General features: G+C 47.8%; 18 protein-coding genes. 8 read left to right on the top strand and 10 right to left on the bottom strand.

All coding sequences use genetic code 11. The annotated features are described in order from the left end of the window. Nucleotides 1-45: 45 nt before the first annotated feature. On the bottom strand, nt 46-1,767 hold the full coding sequence (locus J3491_RS01915) for an FAD-binding oxidoreductase (protein WP_207969019.1): 1,722 nt from the start codon (nt 1,765-1,767) through the stop codon (nt 46-48). A gap of 631 nt (nt 1,768-2,398) precedes the next feature. Here J3491_RS01915 and guaA point away from each other — a divergent pair. From guaA to J3491_RS01895, 4 genes are all read left to right on the top strand, one after another. Continuing rightward, nucleotides 2,399-4,009: a glutamine-hydrolyzing GMP synthase gene (guaA, locus tag J3491_RS01910; RefSeq protein ID WP_207969018.1), complete on the top strand. Its 1,611-nt coding sequence runs from the start codon at nt 2,399-2,401 to the stop codon at nt 4,007-4,009. A 316-nt stretch (nt 4,010-4,325) separates the two neighbouring features. After that, nucleotides 4,326-5,012, top strand: coding sequence for a DUF2628 domain-containing protein (locus tag J3491_RS01905; protein WP_207969017.1), 687 nt, complete (start codon nt 4,326-4,328; stop codon nt 5,010-5,012). A gap of 45 nt (nt 5,013-5,057) precedes the next feature. After that, a complete protein-coding gene (locus J3491_RS01900; protein ID WP_207969047.1) occupies nt 5,058-5,870 on the top strand; it encodes a hypothetical protein in 813 nt (270 codons plus the stop codon). Between the two features lie 118 nt (nt 5,871-5,988). Further along, nucleotides 5,989-6,687: a hypothetical protein gene (locus tag J3491_RS01895; protein ID WP_207969016.1), complete on the top strand. Its 699-nt coding sequence runs from the start codon at nt 5,989-5,991 to the stop codon at nt 6,685-6,687. 269 nt (nt 6,688-6,956) lie between these two features. Here J3491_RS01895 and J3491_RS01890 read toward each other — a convergent pair whose 3' ends face one another. From J3491_RS01890 to J3491_RS01860, 8 genes are all read right to left on the bottom strand, one after another. Then, nucleotides 6,957-7,934 (bottom strand): zinc-binding dehydrogenase, encoded by a 978-nt coding sequence (locus J3491_RS01890; RefSeq protein ID WP_207969015.1) that lies wholly within the window; start codon nt 7,932-7,934, stop codon nt 6,957-6,959. Nucleotides 7,935-8,074: 140 nt separating this feature from the next. Continuing rightward, the gene (locus J3491_RS01885) at nt 8,075-8,329 is read right to left on the bottom strand and encodes a DUF2798 domain-containing protein (protein WP_075101317.1); all 255 of its coding nucleotides are present in this window, start codon (nt 8,327-8,329) and stop codon (nt 8,075-8,077) included. Nucleotides 8,330-8,683: 354 nt separating this feature from the next. Continuing rightward, complete coding sequence (locus J3491_RS01880) at nt 8,684-9,727, bottom strand: NAD(P)H-dependent flavin oxidoreductase (protein WP_207969014.1); 1,044 nt, start codon at nt 9,725-9,727, stop codon at nt 8,684-8,686. 19 nt (nt 9,728-9,746) lie between these two features. Further along, nucleotides 9,747-9,878: a hypothetical protein gene (locus tag J3491_RS12025; RefSeq protein WP_279380980.1), complete on the bottom strand. Its 132-nt coding sequence runs from the start codon at nt 9,876-9,878 to the stop codon at nt 9,747-9,749. Between the two features lie 192 nt (nt 9,879-10,070). Beyond that, nucleotides 10,071-10,460 (bottom strand): DsrE family protein, encoded by a 390-nt coding sequence (locus J3491_RS01875; RefSeq protein WP_207969013.1) that lies wholly within the window; start codon nt 10,458-10,460, stop codon nt 10,071-10,073. 464 nt (nt 10,461-10,924) lie between these two features. Next, nucleotides 10,925-11,467, bottom strand: coding sequence for an acyl-CoA thioesterase (locus tag J3491_RS01870; RefSeq protein WP_207969012.1), 543 nt, complete (start codon nt 11,465-11,467; stop codon nt 10,925-10,927). 111 nt (nt 11,468-11,578) lie between these two features. Further along, nucleotides 11,579-12,628 carry a YheT family hydrolase gene (locus J3491_RS01865; RefSeq protein ID WP_207969011.1) on the bottom strand — a complete coding sequence of 350 codons (1,050 nt, stop codon included), beginning with the start codon at nt 12,626-12,628 and terminating at the stop codon, nt 11,579-11,581. Between the two features lie 136 nt (nt 12,629-12,764). After that, on the bottom strand, nt 12,765-13,361 hold the full coding sequence (locus J3491_RS01860) for a YigZ family protein (RefSeq protein ID WP_207969010.1): 597 nt from the start codon (nt 13,359-13,361) through the stop codon (nt 12,765-12,767). 263 nt (nt 13,362-13,624) lie between these two features. Here J3491_RS01860 and J3491_RS01855 point away from each other — a divergent pair, with 263 nt between their 5' ends. Together J3491_RS01855 and J3491_RS01850 are read left to right on the top strand one after the other, a co-directional pair. Then, nucleotides 13,625-14,329, top strand: coding sequence for a pseudouridine synthase (locus tag J3491_RS01855; protein ID WP_100748618.1), 705 nt, complete (start codon nt 13,625-13,627; stop codon nt 14,327-14,329). 405 nt (nt 14,330-14,734) lie between these two features. Next, nucleotides 14,735-15,787, top strand: coding sequence for a disulfide isomerase DsbC N-terminal domain-containing protein (locus J3491_RS01850; RefSeq protein ID WP_207969009.1), 1,053 nt, complete (start codon nt 14,735-14,737; stop codon nt 15,785-15,787). Between the two features lie 203 nt (nt 15,788-15,990). Here J3491_RS01850 and J3491_RS01845 read toward each other — a convergent pair whose 3' ends face one another. After that, entirely contained in the window at nt 15,991-16,641 is a 651-nt protein-coding gene (locus tag J3491_RS01845) for a DUF2939 domain-containing protein (protein WP_207969008.1), read from the bottom strand. A gap of 410 nt (nt 16,642-17,051) precedes the next feature. On the opposite strand from J3491_RS01845, the gene dnaJ reads away from it, so the two are divergent. Together dnaJ and dapB are read left to right on the top strand one after the other, a co-directional pair. Next, a complete protein-coding gene (gene dnaJ / locus J3491_RS01840; RefSeq protein WP_075101327.1) occupies nt 17,052-18,182 on the top strand; it encodes a molecular chaperone DnaJ in 1,131 nt (376 codons plus the stop codon). A 194-nt stretch (nt 18,183-18,376) separates the two neighbouring features. Further along, complete coding sequence (gene dapB, locus J3491_RS01835; RefSeq protein WP_207969007.1) at nt 18,377-19,219, top strand: 4-hydroxy-tetrahydrodipicolinate reductase; 843 nt, start codon at nt 18,377-18,379, stop codon at nt 19,217-19,219. Nucleotides 19,220-19,254: the final 35 nt, after the last annotated feature.

Below are 19,254 nucleotides of genomic sequence, written 5' to 3'. Positions count from 1 at the left end.
GCGCTCTTCCACTAAACTGTCTATAAACAAAGCTCTTAATTAAAATTAATCTTCAAGCAACACACCCGGGTTCATGCGCTGCTCAGGATCTAGACTTTTGAGTATATCATGAGTCACTTGTAGTCCCAGCTCGCCTTTTTCAGCCGCAAGGTACGGGGCATGGTCACGGCCAACGCCATGCTGATGTGAAATGGTGGCTTTACCATGGGCAAGGCTCATACTGGCGGCGTGTTTGATTTTTTGCCAGCGCTTTAGTGTTGCTGCATGGTCTTTGGCCGCGCGGAAAAAGTAAGTGGTATATAGACTCGCGCCTTGCTTATAGACATGTGAGATATGAGTAAAGGCCATTACTTCCTCTCCTTCGCTCGCTAAGGCCGTTCTTACCGCCTCTTGCATCTGCGCCATTTGCTCATCGATGCGCCCCCAATTGGTGGCGGTCTCAAAGGTATCGACCATGATGCCGCGCTCCCACAGCGTACCGCGCAGATACGGGAACTTAAAGCGCCCATGCGCCCATACGCTACCCATGATATTGGTGATCTTACCGGTGACACTACCGTGCTGTTTTAATAACTTATTAAACTGCATCAGCGCCAGTTTATTTTGCGCTTTATCGCCTGAGACGCCGTAGGTGAGCATGACTTTGTCTGAATTAAGCCCGCGCGCTTTTAGATAGGTACTAATCGCTAAAAACTGACTTGGCGATGTACCCAAATGCAGATGCGCGTCAGTCTCGACGGCATTGCTGAGACGCAGCATAGACAGGCGAATATTGCTTTGTACCGCTTGTTTGAGCACCGCTTTGCCTGCTGCCCAGTTTGGCAGGAAGGCCACTTTAAATACCTCTTGCTCAGGTTGCGGTTGCACGCGCATCTTCACTTCGGTAAAGATACCTACGCGGCCTTCAGTACCCATCATCATCTCGCGCAGGTCTGGCCCTGCCGATGACGCGGGGATATCAGCAATCTCTAGCACGCCTTGCGGCGTCACTAGAGTGCCGCCTGCAAACATCTGCTCGATGCGTCCATAGCCGAGTGATTGCTGGCCACTTGAGCGCGCCGCAATCCAGCCGCCGAGCGTCGATAGCTCCCAAGACTGCGGGTAATGACCTAGACGGTAACCGTGTTCGCCTAATTGCGCCTCGACCGCTGGCCCTTGGGTGCCTGCGCCAAAGGTGGCGATTTGGCTATCAAAATCCAAGTCGATTAGCCGATCCATTTTACTCATGGCGACGGTCAAAACAGGCCGCGCGCCCTTTTGTGGATTGATATGCCCGACCACCGAGGTACCGCCGCCAAATGGAATAACAATCAGATCGTGCTCGCGTGCCAGCTTGAGTAGTTGCTCGACATCAGCGGTCGATTGCGGATGTGCCACGCCATCAGGGAAGGTCTCAAAATCGCCGCTATGCATGGCGATCCAATCAGGGAAGCTCTGCCCACGTGCGTGTCTGAGTCTGACCTCTCGGTCTGTAGAGACGATATCAAGGTCAGTAATAGCGGCAGGCAGGCGCGATTTTGGCACGGTTTTTAGCACGTCTTTGAGGCTGACAGAAGGTAGCTTTGTGCTCTTACCGATATGCGATTTGATCAGCTTTGCGCCGTGCGGGGAGACTTTTTTATTGATATTGATATTGCCCCAGCCATTCCAGCGTGTCTGCTCGATAGGGGTGTTGTTTGTGGCCGCTAAATCTGGATTAGCATGCTCATCGTGTGAGGTTGCAGCTGCGTTAGCCGCTTTGCGAAAAAGTGAGTTACGTGTGCTCATAGAAGTTATAACCTATCCATTTATTATAACGCTATCGTCATGTCCTATATCACTCAGAGCCGACGCCATTTACCTACTATCCGTCCTAACAACATATCGAGATAATACGAGAGGATAGTAAGTAGGCTTATCAGCCCTGTGTCCAATATTTTTACATGACCATAATTTAAGTATGATGTGAGAGTGTCTGCTGCTAAAGCTATAGCAGTAAAGCGAAAGTAATGATGATGAAAGCATAGCATAATATAAATAAATGTTTTATAGGTATGCGTCATTTGTATAAGAAAAACTTATAGTGTGTATGTTACAGCGCTACTGGTATAAATTTTCCTTGTATGCTGTATACACAGAGGCTGCAAAAATTCATCCCAGTCGCGCTTTGGAACTTATGACAGTTTCGTTTGCAACTGACTATGGCTTATAGCAGTGCGGCTTAATTTGCGCCGTTTGTTGATTGATTTGGCCCTGCTGCTGCTTGTTTTTTTATCATGCTGTTGTTTGATGGTTTCAATCTTTAATGGTATTTACCTATAACAGTCAATAATCGTGAATAATTCATCATCTAATAGCCATTAATGGGCGCAAACTTGTTAAAATAGGGTACTAATTTTTTCTTGATGGACATCGATTTATGACCACTGCCGCTGCTATCCCTACTATCAAAGAAGATCGTATTCTTATTCTTGATTTTGGCTCGCAATATAGCCAGCTCATCGCTCGCCGTGTGCGCGATTCTGGCGTTTTTTGTGAGATGTTCCCTTATGATATCGACACTCAGCGCATCATGGACTTTGGTGCCAAAGGTGTCATCCTATCGGGCGGCCCTGAGAGCGTGCATGCGGAAAACAGCCCGCGTATCAATGACGCTGTGTTTGAGCTTGGCGTACCAGTGCTGGGTATTTGCTATGGTATGCAGGCGATGGCAGATCGCTTCGGCGGGCAGGTTCATGCCAGTGATATCCATGAATTTGGCGCGGCGACCATCAATGTCAATGGCCACTCAAAGCTTACTAGTGGCATCGAAGATCAGGTCAGTGAAGACAAATCGACCACGCTAAACGTTTGGATGAGCCATGGTGACAAGGTCATCGAAGCGCCGCAAGGCTTTGATATCATCGCCAGCACACCAAGCTGCCCGATTGCCATTATGGCCAATGACAACAAGCAATACTATGGTCTGCAGTTCCATCCGGAAGTGACGCATACCTTACAAGGTCAGGCGCTACTCGGCCGCTTTGTCCATCAAATCTGTGACTGCGCCGGTGACTGGACACCAGATAACATCATCGATATGCGCGTGGCACAGCTCAAAGAGCAAATCGGTGACAAACAAGTATTGCTCGGTCTCTCAGGCGGTGTCGATAGCTCAGTGGTCGCCGCGCTACTGCATAAAGCCATTGGCGATCAGCTCACCTGTGTATTCGTCGATAATGGCCTCTTGCGTTTGCACGAAGGCGATCAGGTGATGCAAGTATTTGCCGAAAACATGGGCGTCAAGGTCATCCGTGTCGATGCCGAAGATTTATTCTTAAATGCTTTAGCAGGCGAGTCTGATCCCGAAGCCAAACGTAAAATTATCGGTAAAACCTTTATCGATGTGTTTGCCAATAGCGCCCGTGAAATCAGCGCACAAAGCGATGGCAAAACCATTGAGTTCCTAGCACAAGGGACGATTTACCCTGACGTCATCGAATCAGCCAAATCGCACCAAGGCAAAGCGCACGTCATTAAGAGCCACCATAACGTCGGTGGTCTGCCAGATGACTTAGCGTTTGAACTCGTTGAGCCGTTACGTGACTTATTTAAAGATGAAGTGCGTAAACTCGGTATCACTTTAGGTCTGCCAGAGAAAATGATCTACCGTCATCCGTTCCCAGGCCCAGGTCTAGGCGTGCGAATCCTTGGCGAAGTCAAAAAAGAATATGCCGATATCTTACGCCTTGCCGATGCGATCTTTATGCAAGAGCTGGAGCGTTCAGGTTGGTACGACAAAACTGCGCAAGCCTTTGCGGTATTCCAACCGATCAAATCAGTCGGCGTGGTCGGCGATGGCCGCCGCTATGCGTGGGTAATTGCACTACGTGCGGTTGAAACTGTCGACTTTATGACCGCGCGCTTTGCCCATCTGCCGTATGATTTGATCGAGACGGTCAGTAATCGCATCATGAATGAAATCGCTGAGGTTTCACGGGTGACTTATGATGTGTCGAGTAAGCCGCCGGCGACTATTGAGTGGGAGTAATATCAAACTAAAAATCTGATTAGCGTTGTCAAACTCGTTCAGCCTACTTGATGTAGCGCTATCACTCGTTTTCCTCGCTACTCAAATTTTTTGAGTTGATATACAACTTATCAACAATCATATCGTCTCGCTATAGGTATAAAAAACACTCAACTTGGTTGGGTGTTTTTTTATTTGAAATCAGCAAATAGTGGTAAAGCCCTAATTTTTATTGAACATTTGTTTTTATTAACTATAATGTAATCAACTTTAATTGGTTGTTTAAGATGTGAGTTGAAATAAGGTCAGCAACCATTCAGTAAAAATAAGGGATAAGATGTTTTGTAATTACTGTAATCAAGAAAACTCAAATGACGCAGGGTCTTGCTCAAAATGTGGCCACCAGCTCTCTGAGGCTCAAGCACAAACACCGCCACCGCTCACGACTATCAATATCGCAAAAGATACACAAATCTCAAAAAACCAGTCGACTTCTGACTCTGAGGCAGCTGACACGTTGCTCGCGGCCTTCGTTGGCAAAAAATATGATGATTTTTACCGTAATAAATGGTTTAAGGACAGTGAGCCCTGTTTAGAAATTAACAATAATGGTTCGAGCATTCATAGTTTTAATTTTGCTGGGCTGCTTTTGGGAACGTCTTGGTTGTGTTATCGCAAAATGTACTTAGTAGCTCTATGTATTGTCATTGGTATTAACGCGGTTGATTTGGTTTTGATGCATCTGCTCGGTATGGAAATGTATAGCGCTATAGGTCAAACCAGTTTTTTTATCGCGTGGGCAGTATTAACAGGTATGTTAGGTAATTATTTTTACTTTAATCACAGCATCAAAAATATAAAAGAAGTCATGGGCGATAATATAGACCCAGCTATGCGTGAGCAGGAGTTAGCAAAAAAAGGCGGTACGACATGGGTTGGCGCAATTGTGGGTAGTATCTTGGTGGTATTATTATCAATGGGTCTGAGCTACTTGTTTGCCCCAGATTGGTTTTGGTTGGTGTAGTAGGTCTAATAAATAAAATTAATCTAATAAGGTGAGACAAGAGCGGTGAAACCATTAAAGCAAGCATATGATTTGGAACTAACGGATAATGATCATGGGTGTGGTTGGGCATTTGGTTGCCCTGTCGGTATTAGCACAGAACAATGGCCGCGAAGCAGGATTAACGGGCTACCAATGGCGCATTTATGGACGATATTAGTGCCTGAAGCGTATCGCGTAAAAGGGAAAGATCTTGTGGCAATATCGCTTTTTCAAGCGGATGATCATGTTGAAGATAGCGTAGACGGTGTTGAGGGTGTTATTAATAAATCAGCTGAGGCAAATGCTTCAGGCGCTACAACATTTTGGTCGTCACTAAATCGTTACGCTAATAATCGTCACCCTCAAGAAATCTATCTTGAAGACATTATTGGCGGTGGCTGGGCATTGATTTGGCTAACTAAAGAAGAGTTTGAAGGTGAAACGACAGCACTGCCTAATAAAGAAGATGGTATATATCCAGACTATGAGGTTGAAGAATGGGGTAGCACTTGCTTTGTCAAAGATCAGCCTGCCAAGTTTGTGCAACAGACAGTCCGTATTAATGATCCAAATATTGGCAAATCGCTAAACGAATGGCCAGATGAAGACGATGAGGATGCTTATATTCCTATGTTTTCTGAAAAAGGGGAGGTGTTAAAGCTTGATAGGTTTCATGCAAAAACCCATTTTGGTGGTACGGCCAACCCCATTCAAGCGATGCCAGAATTTAGTCCTTTTTATATTGAGTTTGAAGAAATGCTTGGTGATGCCAATATGGGCGGTGGTAATGGTCAAATCGATTTGCTGAATAATGAGTTTGATTGGGCGTGTGGCTAGTTGTTGATAATGTAAAAATGGCTGCATTTGAAAGTCATTCGCTCCATCTTTATTTCATCTTACTCATAACAGACTCACGTTAAGATATAGCAATAATCAAACCCAGTGTGAGACTGTTATGACCGCAAAAAATAAAAAATACGTCACATATCTTGTCCTATTTATTCTCTCGGTAAGCTTACTTAACTCTCCCTATTTTGGCAGTTTTGGACCGATTTTGAGTTTGCTGACTCTGCTATTTTTTCTCATTGCTGGGTTATTATTTTCGGTGTTAAATATATTTATCAAAGGATATAAAAAGCCATCTTCTTATATGCCTTTAGCGATATTTCCCATAGTTACTGTGATTGCATTTTATCTTTCAGCAATCGGTATGGGTAATCAAGTACATTTTTTGCTGAATAAAAGTAATTTACAAGCTATAGATACCCTCAGCCAAGAGGCCAACGTCTATCAAATAAGTAATATGCGGCGTCACCATAAGATACTAAATGATCAGCTTATCTCCAATGATGATAGCTATACAACTGAGCGAGAGATAGCGGCAGCTTATGCTGGAAAAATTAGAGCAGATAACTTAGAGGTAGAAAAAGTCGCTTTACTGCGTAAGAAGCTAGATCGCTCAGATATCGTAAGTATGGCACGAGAGGACGGTTATATCGTGCTAACGATGGGTGGCTTTTTGGATAATGAATTTGGCTACCTAAAAGCGCCGAATAATGATATTGAAGTTGGTTATATGATACCGTCCTATGCCCTTACCGTCATATCTCTCACGGAGCTGCATGATGGTTGGTATTTCTATTATACGACGTAAGTATGTTTTCAGATGCTGCTCAAGCGCTTAAGATCTCGTAAATACTTTAAAAAAATGACAGCACCCCAAAAGAGCACTGCCATTCTCTATTAAGCTTGAGCTTCTAAACCAAAACCTTAACCCCGCACATTCACCACATAACGCCCAACCGTCTGACTCGCCATAAAGCGATCTAAGTACTCAGGTGTCTGCTCAAAGGTAATCTCTTTAGCATAACTCTCTAGGTTAAGCGGTTTAATATAGGTAGGCAGGTATTTGTAAAAAACATCTTATGGCTTTACTAGCACCTTACCGTTTTTGCCAGACTGCAATTTGCCATCGACCGCTTTTTTGATATCTGCCAAATCAAACACAGCCTCCACAGGCAGATGGAGCTTGCCACTGGTCGCACGTTCGATTAGCTCATCGATTAAGCGTTGTTTATTCTCCACGCTCATCTCTTGGCTGATTTTACTGCCCCAAAATCCTTTTAAGATGGCTTGTTTAAAGATAAGATGCGTCGGATTGAGCGTCATGGGCTGGCCTGACATGATGCCAAAGGACGCCAAGGTGCCACCATGACCGAGCAGTGATAATAAGTCGCCACTGGCGTCGCCGCCGACAGAATCAACCGCTGCGCTAATGCTATCATCGCCGATGATTTGTCGGACTTGGTCTTTCCAGTCGTCATCTTCGGTGTTGATATTGTGTTTAATGTTGAGGGCTGCTAGCTCTTTTATGGCCTCGTCACTCCGTACGACGTTGATGGTATGGACGCCGCGCGCCGCCGCCAGCATGGCAAGTGACTTGCCGACTGCGCCATTGGCGGCATTGTGAATAAGCCATTGCCCGCTTTTTATTTCTAAGAACTCCAGCAGCATCAAGGCACTGAGCGGCATGGCGATCAATTGCGCGGCCATCTCATCATCTAGGCTCTCAGGGATGGCAAACACCATGTCCTCGTCAGCGACAAAATACTCCGCCCATGTCGCTTGCACGCTGGCCGCCGCCACGCGTTGCCCGACTTTTAACTCCTTAACGTCACTACCAACGGCGTCAACAATACCCAGCGCTTCACTACCGCCGATCGCCGGCAGCTCGGGTTTAAAGCCATACTGACCGCGCACGGTGAGCAAGTCATGGTTGTGGATAGAGGCGAGGATGGTTTTGACGCGTACCTCATTGGCCTGTGGCTCAGGGATAGGGCGATCGCCGAGGCTGAGGACTTCAGTGGGTTTGCCAAATTCGTTATAAGTTGCGCTACGCATAAGCATTCCTTTATTGTCGTTTTAACGGTTTTTAAACGAGCGAATATCTGTACAGGCATCAACACTAGCAACTCTAGCAGCGTTTTATCAGTACTTTTTTGGTTAAGGAGTGTTGTCGTCGCCTCATTGTGCTCATGGTTTTAATAAAACTCAATGCGGCTCAGGACATGCTCTTGGATAAGATAGGCGCAGATATATGCACTTGGCCATGCAAAAACAAAGGCCAACCCCCACGAGTGCAGCAGCTCGCCAAAAAAGCCATCGACCAAGCCGACTTTTACCAGTAGTAGGGCAGTTGAGATAATAAGCGACATCATCATTGCCATCAGGCCGGTAAATATCAAACGGTAGTATTTGCGCCGTGTGCGTATTCTGATGATAGGAAAGTTTGCCATAGTATTGGGTGTCCTACGCGATGTCGATAACAGTCAAAAACGCGATGACGCTACGACACTGAATTTTTAGCAGATTATATCGCGTGCTCAAATGTGGGTAAAATCGTTATTACTAATGACCAAGTTCGTTATATCTTAATGAGTGTGCGCCATAAAAAACATCATTTGTAATAAGTCCGTTCGAAATAAAATCGGTACGCTCATATGAGCGGGCAACTGGTATAAATTTTCCTCGCTTGCTGTATCTACGCTGACAGATGCGGCGCAAAATTCATACCAGCTGCACTGTATCGTTTTTAAAGTGAGTTAACTATAAGGACGATTCACGACAAAGCCTAGCGGCACCGACCACACTTATCCTACTGCTATGAGGCGCTCTAACAATTCAATCGTGCTTTCTTGTCTGACCTGCGCCACCCCTTGACCTGCCCATAAAGACTGATGCTCGGCATCGTCATTTTTCTTTGCATGCGCGCGCAGCGCTTTGGTCATGGCGTTTAATTGTGGATAAGGCGGTAGCGTATCAGTGCTTTCAAACGGCGCAAAGTCGCGCAGATAGTCATTTAACAAACCGCGTGCCTGCTTGCCTGAAAACAGACGGGTTAAGCGGGTTTCGCTACTGCGCTTGCCCGTGCTGGCATCCAGTAAGGCTTGCTTATAAATATCATTGATTCCGCATTTATCTGTCGTCAAAAATGCCGTGCCAATTTGCGCCAGCTCAGCCCCCGCCGTCTGTACTGCTTTGATGGCGTGCCCCGTCATGATGCCGCCCGCGGCGATCAGTGGAATATCGGTGCAAGCGCGCGTTTGACCAATCAATGTCAGCAGCCCCATGGGGTCATTTGCGCTTTGTGGTAGCCAGCCACCGCGATGGCCGCCCGCTTCGACGCCTTGTACGCAGACGGCGTCCGCGCCAATATCCGCCCATGCTTTTGCCTCGTGAGGATGATTGGCCGTACCGACGACACATGTGCTTAGATTCTGTAAGCGCTGCACTTGCTCGGCACTGATAATGCCAAAGGTAAAGCTAGCGACAGGCACGGGGTTGTCATAGAGCACTTGTAGCTGGTCTGCAAACCTAAGCGCTGGCCGCTCTGGCAATGAGATGTCTATCTGATTTTTTTGATAATACTCATCTAACCAAGCAGGGATGTCGCTAGTAAAGGTATTAGACTCATGCTCAGACAACACCATTAAATTAATCATAAAAGGACGGTCGGTGCGCGATTTGATGGTATTGATTTGCTCGTGTAATACCTCAGGCGATGTGGTGCCAGCGCCCAATGAGCCAAGCCCACCAAAATCACTCACTGTCAGCGCCAGCTCAGGTGTGGTCGCTCCTGCCATTGGTGCTTGGACGATTGGATGGGTCAACTGCAGAGTATCTAGTAAGGACATGACGGGTCTCCTGTTGATTTTATACCAAACCAAAAAAGCACGATAAATGGCGGCAAATCGCCCAGCTACCTAGCCAGCCATCTAATAAGGTAACTGCGCTCGTTTGCTCGGCCACTTCGGCTTTTTTGGTGGTGTGGTTATGAGATAGCATGACTTACTGTAGCAAAGCTGGGTGCTCGGTGGGTGAGATAGTGTTTATTTAGTTGCTAAATAAGGATAGCAGAGGCACCGTAAATCGTCGTCAAACGAGCTCAAGGAAAAACGATATAAAACATAAAGCTTGATGCAAAAAAAGGTCAGATTTTAAACCTCTAAAACCTGACCTGTAGGGACAAAAAATCGCTTAATTCAACTGCAGAGAGCCTTTGGCATGCATCAGCAGCGCCACCACATCATCGCCGCTAATCTTGGTAAAGCGGGTATCGATGGCGGTGTCTTCAATACGGTTATGTTCCATACACGCACCGCACACAAGCACATTGCCGCCTTTGTCGATAAAAGCTTCTAGCAATTCTTTAGCAGGTTTAAATGGCGCGCCGATATCGACGTTATCTAGTGCATTGGGCAGTGCCAAGTGCACCGCATCGACCATTAGGATGACTGAGGCTGAGTGACCTTGCTCAAGCGCTTTGCCCGCCATGGTAAAGGCGAGAGTGATTTTGCTGGGATTGGACTCTGCGTTATCAAATAACGTGCCCACGTAGTCCGTGCGATAGTCCGTATTATTTGCCATGTTATTCTCCTTATGGACGATGTTAAGTATAGTCGATGCACTCTAAAAAGAGTGTAGCGCTACTGGGATGAATTTTGCGCAGCCTCTGGGAACGCAGCACGCAAGTAAAATTTATACCAGTAGCGCGTTTAAACTTATATAACAGTTTTATTTTCAATTGATTATAGTAACCTATGATTAGATATCACTATAGCAATTACTATACTTATTTATATAATGTCGTGTTGGCAAATAGTAGTCATAAAGTTACTCTATGGTGACTTACGCTACCGCTTAGATACAGTTAAGGGGCATTGAATATTCACAAACAGGTACCGCGCGATTGGTATTTATTTGTCTCGCGTGCTGTGCTGACGCCGACAGATGCTACGCAATATAAACACCAGTAGCAGGTGGCACCACGCGACACCATGTCATACAGAGTATCTTGCATGCTCTTTTATTGAGGATTGACTATCTGGGCGCTACGCTTGCGGCGGCCATGGACGGTCGGCATCACTGACAATCCACTCTGCCACGTAGCCTGTCGGCGGTAGCTGCCAGTCTGATTGCCCCATCACCTCTAGGATGCGTGCGGTTTTTATTACCTTGCCGCCTTCGGTGACGCCAGTACGCAGTAGGGCGGAGGAGCAGGGTTTGCCCTTGACCCACATTGACTGCTCGATATAGATCCAGCGCTCATCAAAGCCCACCACTCTGGTCTTGAGCGTGACTTTGTCAAAGGCGCGAATACGCTTGCGGTATTGGATGGTACTGCCAGCGACCACCAAGCCCCAACGCTGCTTGAGCAGTTGACGACCCAGCCCGCTCCGTACTGCAAAGTCCGTACGACCCAAATCATACAGAGTGAGGACGCGGCCATTATTCATCTCAAGGAAGTTGTCGATATCTGACAGACGACAGCGAAAATGGATTTCGCTGGTATCTTTAAACGTTAAGGTGCGGCCTCTTTTTGCTTGTAGCGCGGCATGCGCGATGGTGCTGGCATAACGAATAAATGGATACATAGGACAGTCTCAAAGGGTCAGTAGTCTTAAAAAGCCAGTAGTCTCAAAAGACAGAGAGTCAGGTAAAAGGTAACGCTGGCGGGATGCGATAAAACGCTGCCCGCTCGACTATCACGCTGCAGAAGGCACGCCAATGTGTTTGAAGTAAGCGCAGACGGTTTCGGGTAACCAATTAATATCAAATCGGGACTGTGTATACAGAGGTGTCGATTTGTCTTTGCTCGTGCGATAACGAATAAAGCCCACGTGCCCGCCGTGCTCGGTGTCCAAGATAGTGACAGTGTCCGATACGTCATTTTCTGTGGCGGTAAAGCCCAAGAAAGGATCGTCTTTGGCGCTGATGAGCAATAGTGGGCGGGTGACATTGATAAGGTGCGGCAGGGCAGAGGCACTATAGTAATAGTGATTGTTTGAGCGGTAGCCGTGACGCGGTGCGGTGAAGATATCATCAAAATCGCTGATACGATTGACCGCTTTGATCGATGCCATCTCCTCTGGGCTGATGTCGTTGGCGAGGGCTTTTTTGATAATGGGGTTGAGCAGATATGGCGTATAAATGCGATGGCTCAAAAAACTGTGCATACTAAGCGCCGCTGACGACATATCGACTGGTGCTGAGATCACAGCAGCGCCTTTACATAGCGCTTGGTCGCCATATTCGCCTAGGTATTTTGCCAAGGCATTACCGCCAAGTGAGACGCCGACGGCATAGACATTGGCATACTGCTCGCGTAGCGTTTGTAGCATATGATGTACTTCATCTGTGTCACCCGCGTTATAAAACACGCGACCTTTTGCTGGAATGCCGCCGCAGCTACGAAAGTGGGCGACGACGAAATGCCAGCCTTGCGCGTGTATCTGATACGCCAGCGCGCGCGCATAGTGACTGTCACTACTGCCCTCCATGCCATGAAACAGGACAATCAATGGGGTCTGGTGAGGCGTCTGATCCGCTGACTCTGTGAGCGCATGCGCATCATAAAAGTCATAAGCGATGTCTGTCTCGCCCAGTGAGTCAGGTTTGATGACGCGGCGATAGGTAGGGGGCTTGGGCGCAAAAAACTTCGGTAAAATGCTTTGTAAGTGAGGGTTGCTTAGCCAAAATGGCGGCTTAAACGGGGTAGGAGAAAACACGGTATCAGGGCTACTAGATGTGGGCATAAAGGCTTCTTATTTAACAGTTATTAAAATTATCGTTAAAATCATCTTTAACAATCAATGCCTTATCATACCGACGGCCGTGGCCAAAACCAATGCTTTTCAGTGAACGCTCAGTGAACGTATGATTACTCAAAATTTATGATGACTCTAAGACGCGCCCATCCATCGCTAGCCGTTCTTTTAAGTCGGCAATATCTGCTTGGGCAAGCGTCGCGGTCAGCATGACTTGCTGACTATAAGCAACATCCTCAACCTGCCCGCCCAAGTCCTCAATCACATAGCGGCACTGGGCTTCAGTGGCAAACGTCGCGACTATCTGCACCTTCGCCATCGGTATATAAGGGCTTAGTGTCATTTGGTCGACGGCCGCTTGTGCTGAGCCAGCATAGGCGCGAGTCAGGCCGCCTGCCCCGAGCTTGATACCCCCAAAATAACGCACCACCACGATGATGACGTTGCCGATAGATTTGTGCTGTAGTACGCCCAGTATCGGACGGCCCGCCGTGCCATTTGGCTCACCATCGTCATCAAAGCCTGCGCTGGTGGTGTTGTCAGGGTCGCCGATGATATAGGCCCAGCACCAATGGCGCGCATCGGGATATTGCTCGCGCAGTTGTTCCACGTGAAACATCGCTTGCTCACGCGAGCTGACAGGATAGGCATGAGCGATAAACTCAGATTTTTTGATTTCTAAACGCGCAGTGACGGCGTGTTTTAGCGTTTGATAGCTCATATTTCATCAGGTTTAGGTTGGATATGATAAACTGGTGACACTTGTACTGTCAGTGCTTGTTTGTGAATGATCAAACACGCTCTAGCACAGTGTGCAATTAATTTTCATTATAGTACCATGTCTCAGCTAAGAAGATAACGAGCCGCTCGCGCTTGCGTGCTAAGCGATTTATTCTAAATATCTTGACGCCAAAGCGCACAGGATTGATAGACGGGGCTTACGAAAGCTGGGATTGGTAATACAAAACTGATGGTAGCAAATACATGCGTTTAGATAAATTTTTAAGTAAAGCCACTGAGCTGTCGCGCAAAGAGTCCAAAAAGATCTTGCACGCCGGCGAGGTGACGGTAAATGATGAAGTGGTCAAAGACCCAGGCCTACACGTTGATGTACTCAATGATGAGGTGATGTGGGTCGGTGAGTCGCTATCTGTGGCGACAGGCAACCGTTATATCTTATTGTACAAGCCTGAAGGCTTTGAGTGTACGCTAAAAGCCAAAGAGCATCCGATTGTCACCGAGCTGATCGCTGTGCCTGAGCTTGCCAGCTTGCGTATCGCAGGCCGCCTCGATGTCGATACTACAGGCGCACTCCTACTGAGTGATGATGGCAGCTGGCTACACCGCGTGACCAGTCCCAAGCATGAGCACGCCAAGGTCTACGAGCTGACACTGGCCGATCCTATGGACAGCGACGCGCAAGCAACCGCTGTCAAAAAAGTAGCAGAGGGCATCTTGCTCGACGGTGACTACGAGCCGACCAAACCTGCTACGCTAGCGTTCATCGATGAAACTCATGCGCGTCTGACGCTTGAGCAGGGTAAGTATCATCAGGTCAAACGCATGATGGGATATTTTGGCAATAAAGTTGTTGAGCTGCACCGCGCCAGTATCGGCCATATCACGCTTGATGGACTAGAAAAAGGCGACAGCCGCTTTTTGAGCGCAGAAGAAGTGGCCAAATTCTAACATTGAGTTTGAGTGCCGATTGGTCGAAGTGATAACACGTCACTAAAGACACCTCATCAGCAGCCACGTCATGTGTGCTGCTTTTTTTATGAAAAGATCATCTATGGCCGCTTGTGTGTTGCCTATCTCTTAAAGCTGGGTAGCAATTTTGCAAACTTGCGCCCTGAGCGCTTTGCAAATACCCTTCTTGTGCTAAAGTCTTTTTATTCTTTTTACTTTGTTTTTTTTACATAATATCGTTGTCTTTATTGATAGCCGTTTTTGATAAAACTGTTTTGATAGCGCCTGTGGCAGCACACATAAGTAATACGTGCCGATGCCTTATTAGCAGCGATTTGATAGTGATGCCTATCGCCGTTTGTTTGATAAACGCTTGCTATCAATCCACCAAATAGGATGGTCTTTGTGAAACTCCCTGTATTAAAATTTACCAGCTTGATGGCGGCCATGTTATTTACTGCCACCGCCTGTGCGCAGCCGAGCGCCACCGACGTCAGCAAAAAAACGCCCAATCAAATGCAATCAGCAGGCAGTGTGAGCCAAACGCTCGACAGTCAGCTGCGTGAGCGCTTGACCCAAGCGGGTATTAAAGCTCAGATTACGGCGATTGTGCCATCGCAGCTGCCCAATATGTATCAGGTCGGTCTCGCCGGCCAGCCGCCACTACATATCACCGAAGATGGCAAGTACGTCATCCAAGGCGAGCTACAAAAAAATCCCAGTAAGCAGGTGGTAACCAAAACCCCTGCCCGCAGCCGTAGTGAGCAAGCAGGGCAGCCGGTAAGCGCCGAGACCAAGTCGGCCATTCTCGCCAATATGAGCGCGCTCAAACACATGAGTGCCAAGACGCCGTTTTTTTATACCGCGGTGCCAGGGGTGATCTGGGGCGCGACGCTAGAGGGCGTGCCGTTTTTATTGTCCGATGATGCGCAGTACATCACCGATGGCGAGATATCTGTCATCGAAAACGGTCGGTTTATGGGGCTAGATGAAACCTTTGAGCAGCGCAAAAACCAGTCAGTTTTTCAGGGGTTAGACCGTCAGCAGCTGATCACCTATCCTGCCATCACCACCGAAAAAGCGGTGATTTATGTGGCGGACGATGTCAACTGTCCTTATTGCCGCCGCTTCCATCAGCAGCTACCGATGCTCAATGACAAAGGCGTCACGGTGCATATTATTGGTTATCCGATATATGAAGCCTCGCCTGAGCAGATGCGTGCTATCTGGTGTCAAGGCAGTGAAGATAGCCGCCGTCAAGCGTTTGACAAAGCCATGCTGCAAGGAGAGATGACACCTGCCCCAGCAAGCTGCCAAGCCGACCATCTGACCCCCAATCGCGAAAAAGCAGCAGGGCTGGCCGTGATGGCGACGCCAGCTATCTACCGCGAAGACGGCGTGCTGTATCAAGCAAGTTTTGAGAGTCCGGAGTTTTTAGAGTTTTTGGGCGTGGATTAAATAGATGAGCGGTCGCACGCCATAAACGCTGTGCGCTTTTGACTTATAATCGACAATAATCATAAAAACCGCCCTATGATATGGCTCATAAGGCGGTTTTTTGGTGTTTGTTTTATCTACTGGATTTAGCGCAAACGTGTTGTAGCGCTAGTGCTCTCAACCAATAATGACACGGCGCTTATCCCATACTGATAAAAAGCCGCTTATGGCAACACAATATCGACGATTTTCCATTCAATCAGACCTTGCCGCTGCATCTCGATGGTCAGCGGATAGCCTTTGATCTGTCCACTGATGGTAAAGCAGTTGATGCCACAATAGCTCAGCGCTGGCTTGTCACTATCATTGCCTTGCACGGCTTGTTTTTCTAGCTCAGCCGCTTGTTTTTGCATGACCTGTTGCATTTGATCTTTGACCACCGCATCGATATCACCGCGATGAATGATGAGGTTTTGAATCAAGTTTTTTAGGTTGACCTGATTGCTGGCGATGGCCCACGCCGCCGCCAGCTCTTTGGTCGCGATATTGGCTTGACCTTGGGTGTTGATGACGGTTTCGATATTTTGTGCGGTGATGGCACCATTGACGGCCTTTATGATAAAGGTGTTGGCCGCTTGTATTAATGGCTCGCCGCCGAGCTCGGCCACCAACGGATAGCTGCGTATGGTGGTCGCAAATTGATTGGTGAGCTGGGTTTGTACGCTTGGCCTGACTTGCTCGTAGTCGATGGCGGCCGCAATCGCCGCACCGTCGTTGGTATCATAGGCGTTTTTGAGCTGATAGGCACTGTAGTAAGGCGAGCCTGCATAAACTGTCACCGCAATGACAACCAATAAAACCAACAGCTTTTTCATAAAAAATACTACCTTATCGCCAATCTAAAAGCCTAAATTTAAATGCGTACGAATATGGCGATAAATACTAGCATGAAGGCCTGCCAAAAAGGTATAAAAACCTTTGTGCTATTCTTAACGAACTCTGTTTTGGGCATCCATCATCCTCTGTCCGACAATTTCACCCCTAATGCGCTTGATAAATCACCTTGCCATCTCCATAAATAGCGCAAACTTTTAATAATTGATTTGGCTAAGCAGCACCCCGCCGCATTCGCTTGTACGATTCAGACGATTCTCTTCTTTGCTTTTTATTGTCTCGCCATGTTTCATGTGAAACATTACCGCGAGTCTGAATAGCAACAAACGATAATTGCTATGGGTTGATGAATCGATCGATCGGCGGCCCTGCGAAGACGATAGGAGAGCCCATGAGTAAGCGCGATTTTTATGAAGTATTAGGTGTCAGTAAGACCGCTGACAGCAAAGAAATTAAGCGAGCCTACCGCAAGCTGGCCATGAAATACCATCCAGATCGCAACTCTGATGACCCTGATGCCGAAGACAAATTCAAAGAAGCATCGATGGCGTATGAGGTGTTGAGCGATGAAGAAAAGCGCTCAGCCTATGATCGTATGGGGCATTCGGCGTTTGAAAACGGTATGGGCGGCGGCGGTTTTGGTGGCGGCGGTAACTTCCAAGACATCTTTGGTGATATCTTTGGCAACTTTGGCGATATCTTTGGTCAGTCGCGCGGCGGCGGCGGTGGTCGCTCGCGTCGCGGCTCGGACTTGCGTTATGTGATCGAGCTCACCCTCGAAGAAGCGGTACGCGGTACTAAAAAAGAAATCAGCTTTACCGCGCCTGCGCCTTGTGGCACTTGTGATGGTAAAGGCGCAAAAGACGCCTCTGACGTGGTGACGTGCCAGATGTGTCATGGTCAAGGCCAAGTACGTATGCAGCAAGGCTTTTTTGCTGTACAGCAGTCCTGCCCGCAGTGTGGCGGATCAGGTAAGCAAATCAAAAACCCATGTCCTGACTGTCATGGTAACGGCGTCAAGGATAAGTCACGCACGCTGGAAGTCTCTATCCCAGCTGGCGTCGATGATGGCGACCGAGTTCGTCTCGCAGGCGAAGGCGAAGCGGGCGGCGCTGGCGTACAAAATGGTGACCTGTATGTCGAGGTACGCGTCAAACCTCATGACGTCTTTACTCGCCAAGGCGCGGATCTGTATATGGATGTGCCCGTCAGCATCACTGATGCCGCTTTGGGTAAAGAAGTGGAAATCCCAACCTTGGATGGCAAGGTCAAAATCAAGGTCGCTGAAGGTACGCAAAGTGGCAAGCTGTTACGCGTGCGCGGTAAAGGCGTGACGCCAGTACGCACCACCATGAAAGGTGATCTGATCTGCCGTGTGGTCATCGAGACGCCCGTGAACCTAACGCGTGAGCAAAAAGATCTATTGCGTCAATTCCAAGACACACTAGATGGTGATAGCAAGCATCAACAATCGCCGCACAAAAAGTCTTTCTTTAAAAAGATTGGCGATCTATTTGATTGATCAAAGGGCTTCCATCGCGTTGATCACGCATGTGGCTTAATGAATCAATAACAGACCCCTAGTGTTTCACGTGAAACACTAGGGGCTTTTTAATGGGTGTATAAAAAACCACCCACGTAGGGATATTTGCTAAACTTAGGATAAATGGCCTATAAATACCACCGTGCTAAAAACATAAATATCTAGGATAAAACATGACTCAACAAACCAAAAAACAAACACAAGAACAAACCATCAAAGTCGGCGTCATCGGTGCTGGTGGCCGTATGGGACGCATGCTCATCGAAGCGGTACAAGAAAACTCACAAACGATCCTGACCGCCGCGATTGAACGCCAAGGTTCAAGCCTTGTCGGTGCAGATGCGGGCGAGGTCGCGGCGATTGGGCATTTAGAGGTGCAAATCGTCGATGATTTAAAGGCAGTGATTCATGACATCGATGTGCTGATTGATTTTAGCTTGCCCGATGCCACTGAGAAAAATATGCAAGTCTGTGCGGCAAATGACGTTGCGATGGTGATTGGCACCACAGGGTTTAATGAGCAGCAAGAGCAAGTGCTAAAAACCGCCAGCGAGCAAATCGCTATCGTCTACGCAGGCAACTATTCGACTGGTGTGAATTTATCGCTAAAGCTGCTCGGCATGGCAGCCAAAGCCTTTGGTGATGACGCCGATGTTGAGGTCATCGAAGCCCATCATAAGCACAAAATCGATGCACCATCGGGCACCGCCTACATGATGGCAGAAGCAGTGGCAGGCGCGCGCGGACAGAGATTAAAAGACGTCGCTGTCTATGGCCGCGAAGGGCAGACCGGCGAGCGCGAAGCGGGTAGCATTGGCATTCATGCGATACGCGGCGGTGAGATCATCGGTGATCATACGGTGATGTTTATCGCTGATGGTGAAGTGGTCGAGATTACCCACCGCGCCCGTGCACGTATGACCTTTGCCGCTGGTGCAATACGCGCCGCAACTTGGGTCATTGAGCAGAGCGCTGGGCAATATGATATGCAAGATGTACTGGGTTTAAATGAATAGCTCTGCCCGTGCTTATCTTAAAGCGCTCAGTTGTG

The organism is Psychrobacter halodurans, from assembly GCF_017498075.1.
GTDB lineage: Bacteria > Pseudomonadota > Gammaproteobacteria > Pseudomonadales > Moraxellaceae > Psychrobacter > Psychrobacter celer.
The sequence above is the reverse complement of the archived record's forward strand: the minus strand, read 5'-3'. Positions and strand labels throughout refer to the sequence as shown.

What these genes read in the sequence shown, in the direction of transcription:
- J3491_RS01845 (WP_207969008.1), bottom strand. Translation starts at nt 16,641, where the DNA reads ATGAAAAAGCTGTTGGTTTTATTGGTTGTCATTGCGGTGACAGTTTAT.
- J3491_RS12025 (WP_279380980.1), bottom strand. Translation starts at nt 9,878, where the DNA reads ATGCTATCTCATAACCACACCACCAAAAAAGCCGAAGTGGCCGAGCAA.
- J3491_RS01880 (WP_207969014.1), bottom strand. Translation starts at nt 9,727, where the DNA reads ATGTCCTTACTAGATACTCTGCAGTTGACCCATCCAATCGTCCAAGCA.
- J3491_RS01890 (WP_207969015.1), bottom strand. Translation starts at nt 7,934, where the DNA reads ATGCGTAGCGCAACTTATAACGAATTTGGCAAACCCACTGAAGTCCTC.
- guaA (WP_207969018.1), top strand. Translation starts at nt 2,399, where the DNA reads ATGACCACTGCCGCTGCTATCCCTACTATCAAAGAAGATCGTATTCTT.
- J3491_RS01855 (WP_100748618.1), top strand. Translation starts at nt 13,625, where the DNA reads ATGCGTTTAGATAAATTTTTAAGTAAAGCCACTGAGCTGTCGCGCAAA.
- J3491_RS01895 (WP_207969016.1), top strand. Translation starts at nt 5,989, where the DNA reads ATGACCGCAAAAAATAAAAAATACGTCACATATCTTGTCCTATTTATT.
- J3491_RS01865 (WP_207969011.1), bottom strand. Translation starts at nt 12,628, where the DNA reads ATGCCCACATCTAGTAGCCCTGATACCGTGTTTTCTCCTACCCCGTTT.
- J3491_RS01915 (WP_207969019.1), bottom strand. Translation starts at nt 1,767, where the DNA reads ATGAGCACACGTAACTCACTTTTTCGCAAAGCGGCTAACGCAGCTGCA.
- J3491_RS01870 (WP_207969012.1), bottom strand. Translation starts at nt 11,467, where the DNA reads ATGTATCCATTTATTCGTTATGCCAGCACCATCGCGCATGCCGCGCTA.
- J3491_RS01885 (WP_075101317.1), bottom strand. Translation starts at nt 8,329, where the DNA reads ATGGCAAACTTTCCTATCATCAGAATACGCACACGGCGCAAATACTAC.
- J3491_RS01860 (WP_207969010.1), bottom strand. Translation starts at nt 13,361, where the DNA reads ATGAGCTATCAAACGCTAAAACACGCCGTCACTGCGCGTTTAGAAATC.
- dnaJ (WP_075101327.1), top strand. Translation starts at nt 17,052, where the DNA reads ATGAGTAAGCGCGATTTTTATGAAGTATTAGGTGTCAGTAAGACCGCT.
- dapB (WP_207969007.1), top strand. Translation starts at nt 18,377, where the DNA reads ATGACTCAACAAACCAAAAAACAAACACAAGAACAAACCATCAAAGTC.
- J3491_RS01875 (WP_207969013.1), bottom strand. Translation starts at nt 10,460, where the DNA reads ATGGCAAATAATACGGACTATCGCACGGACTACGTGGGCACGTTATTT.
- J3491_RS01905 (WP_207969017.1), top strand. Translation starts at nt 4,326, where the DNA reads ATGTTTTGTAATTACTGTAATCAAGAAAACTCAAATGACGCAGGGTCT.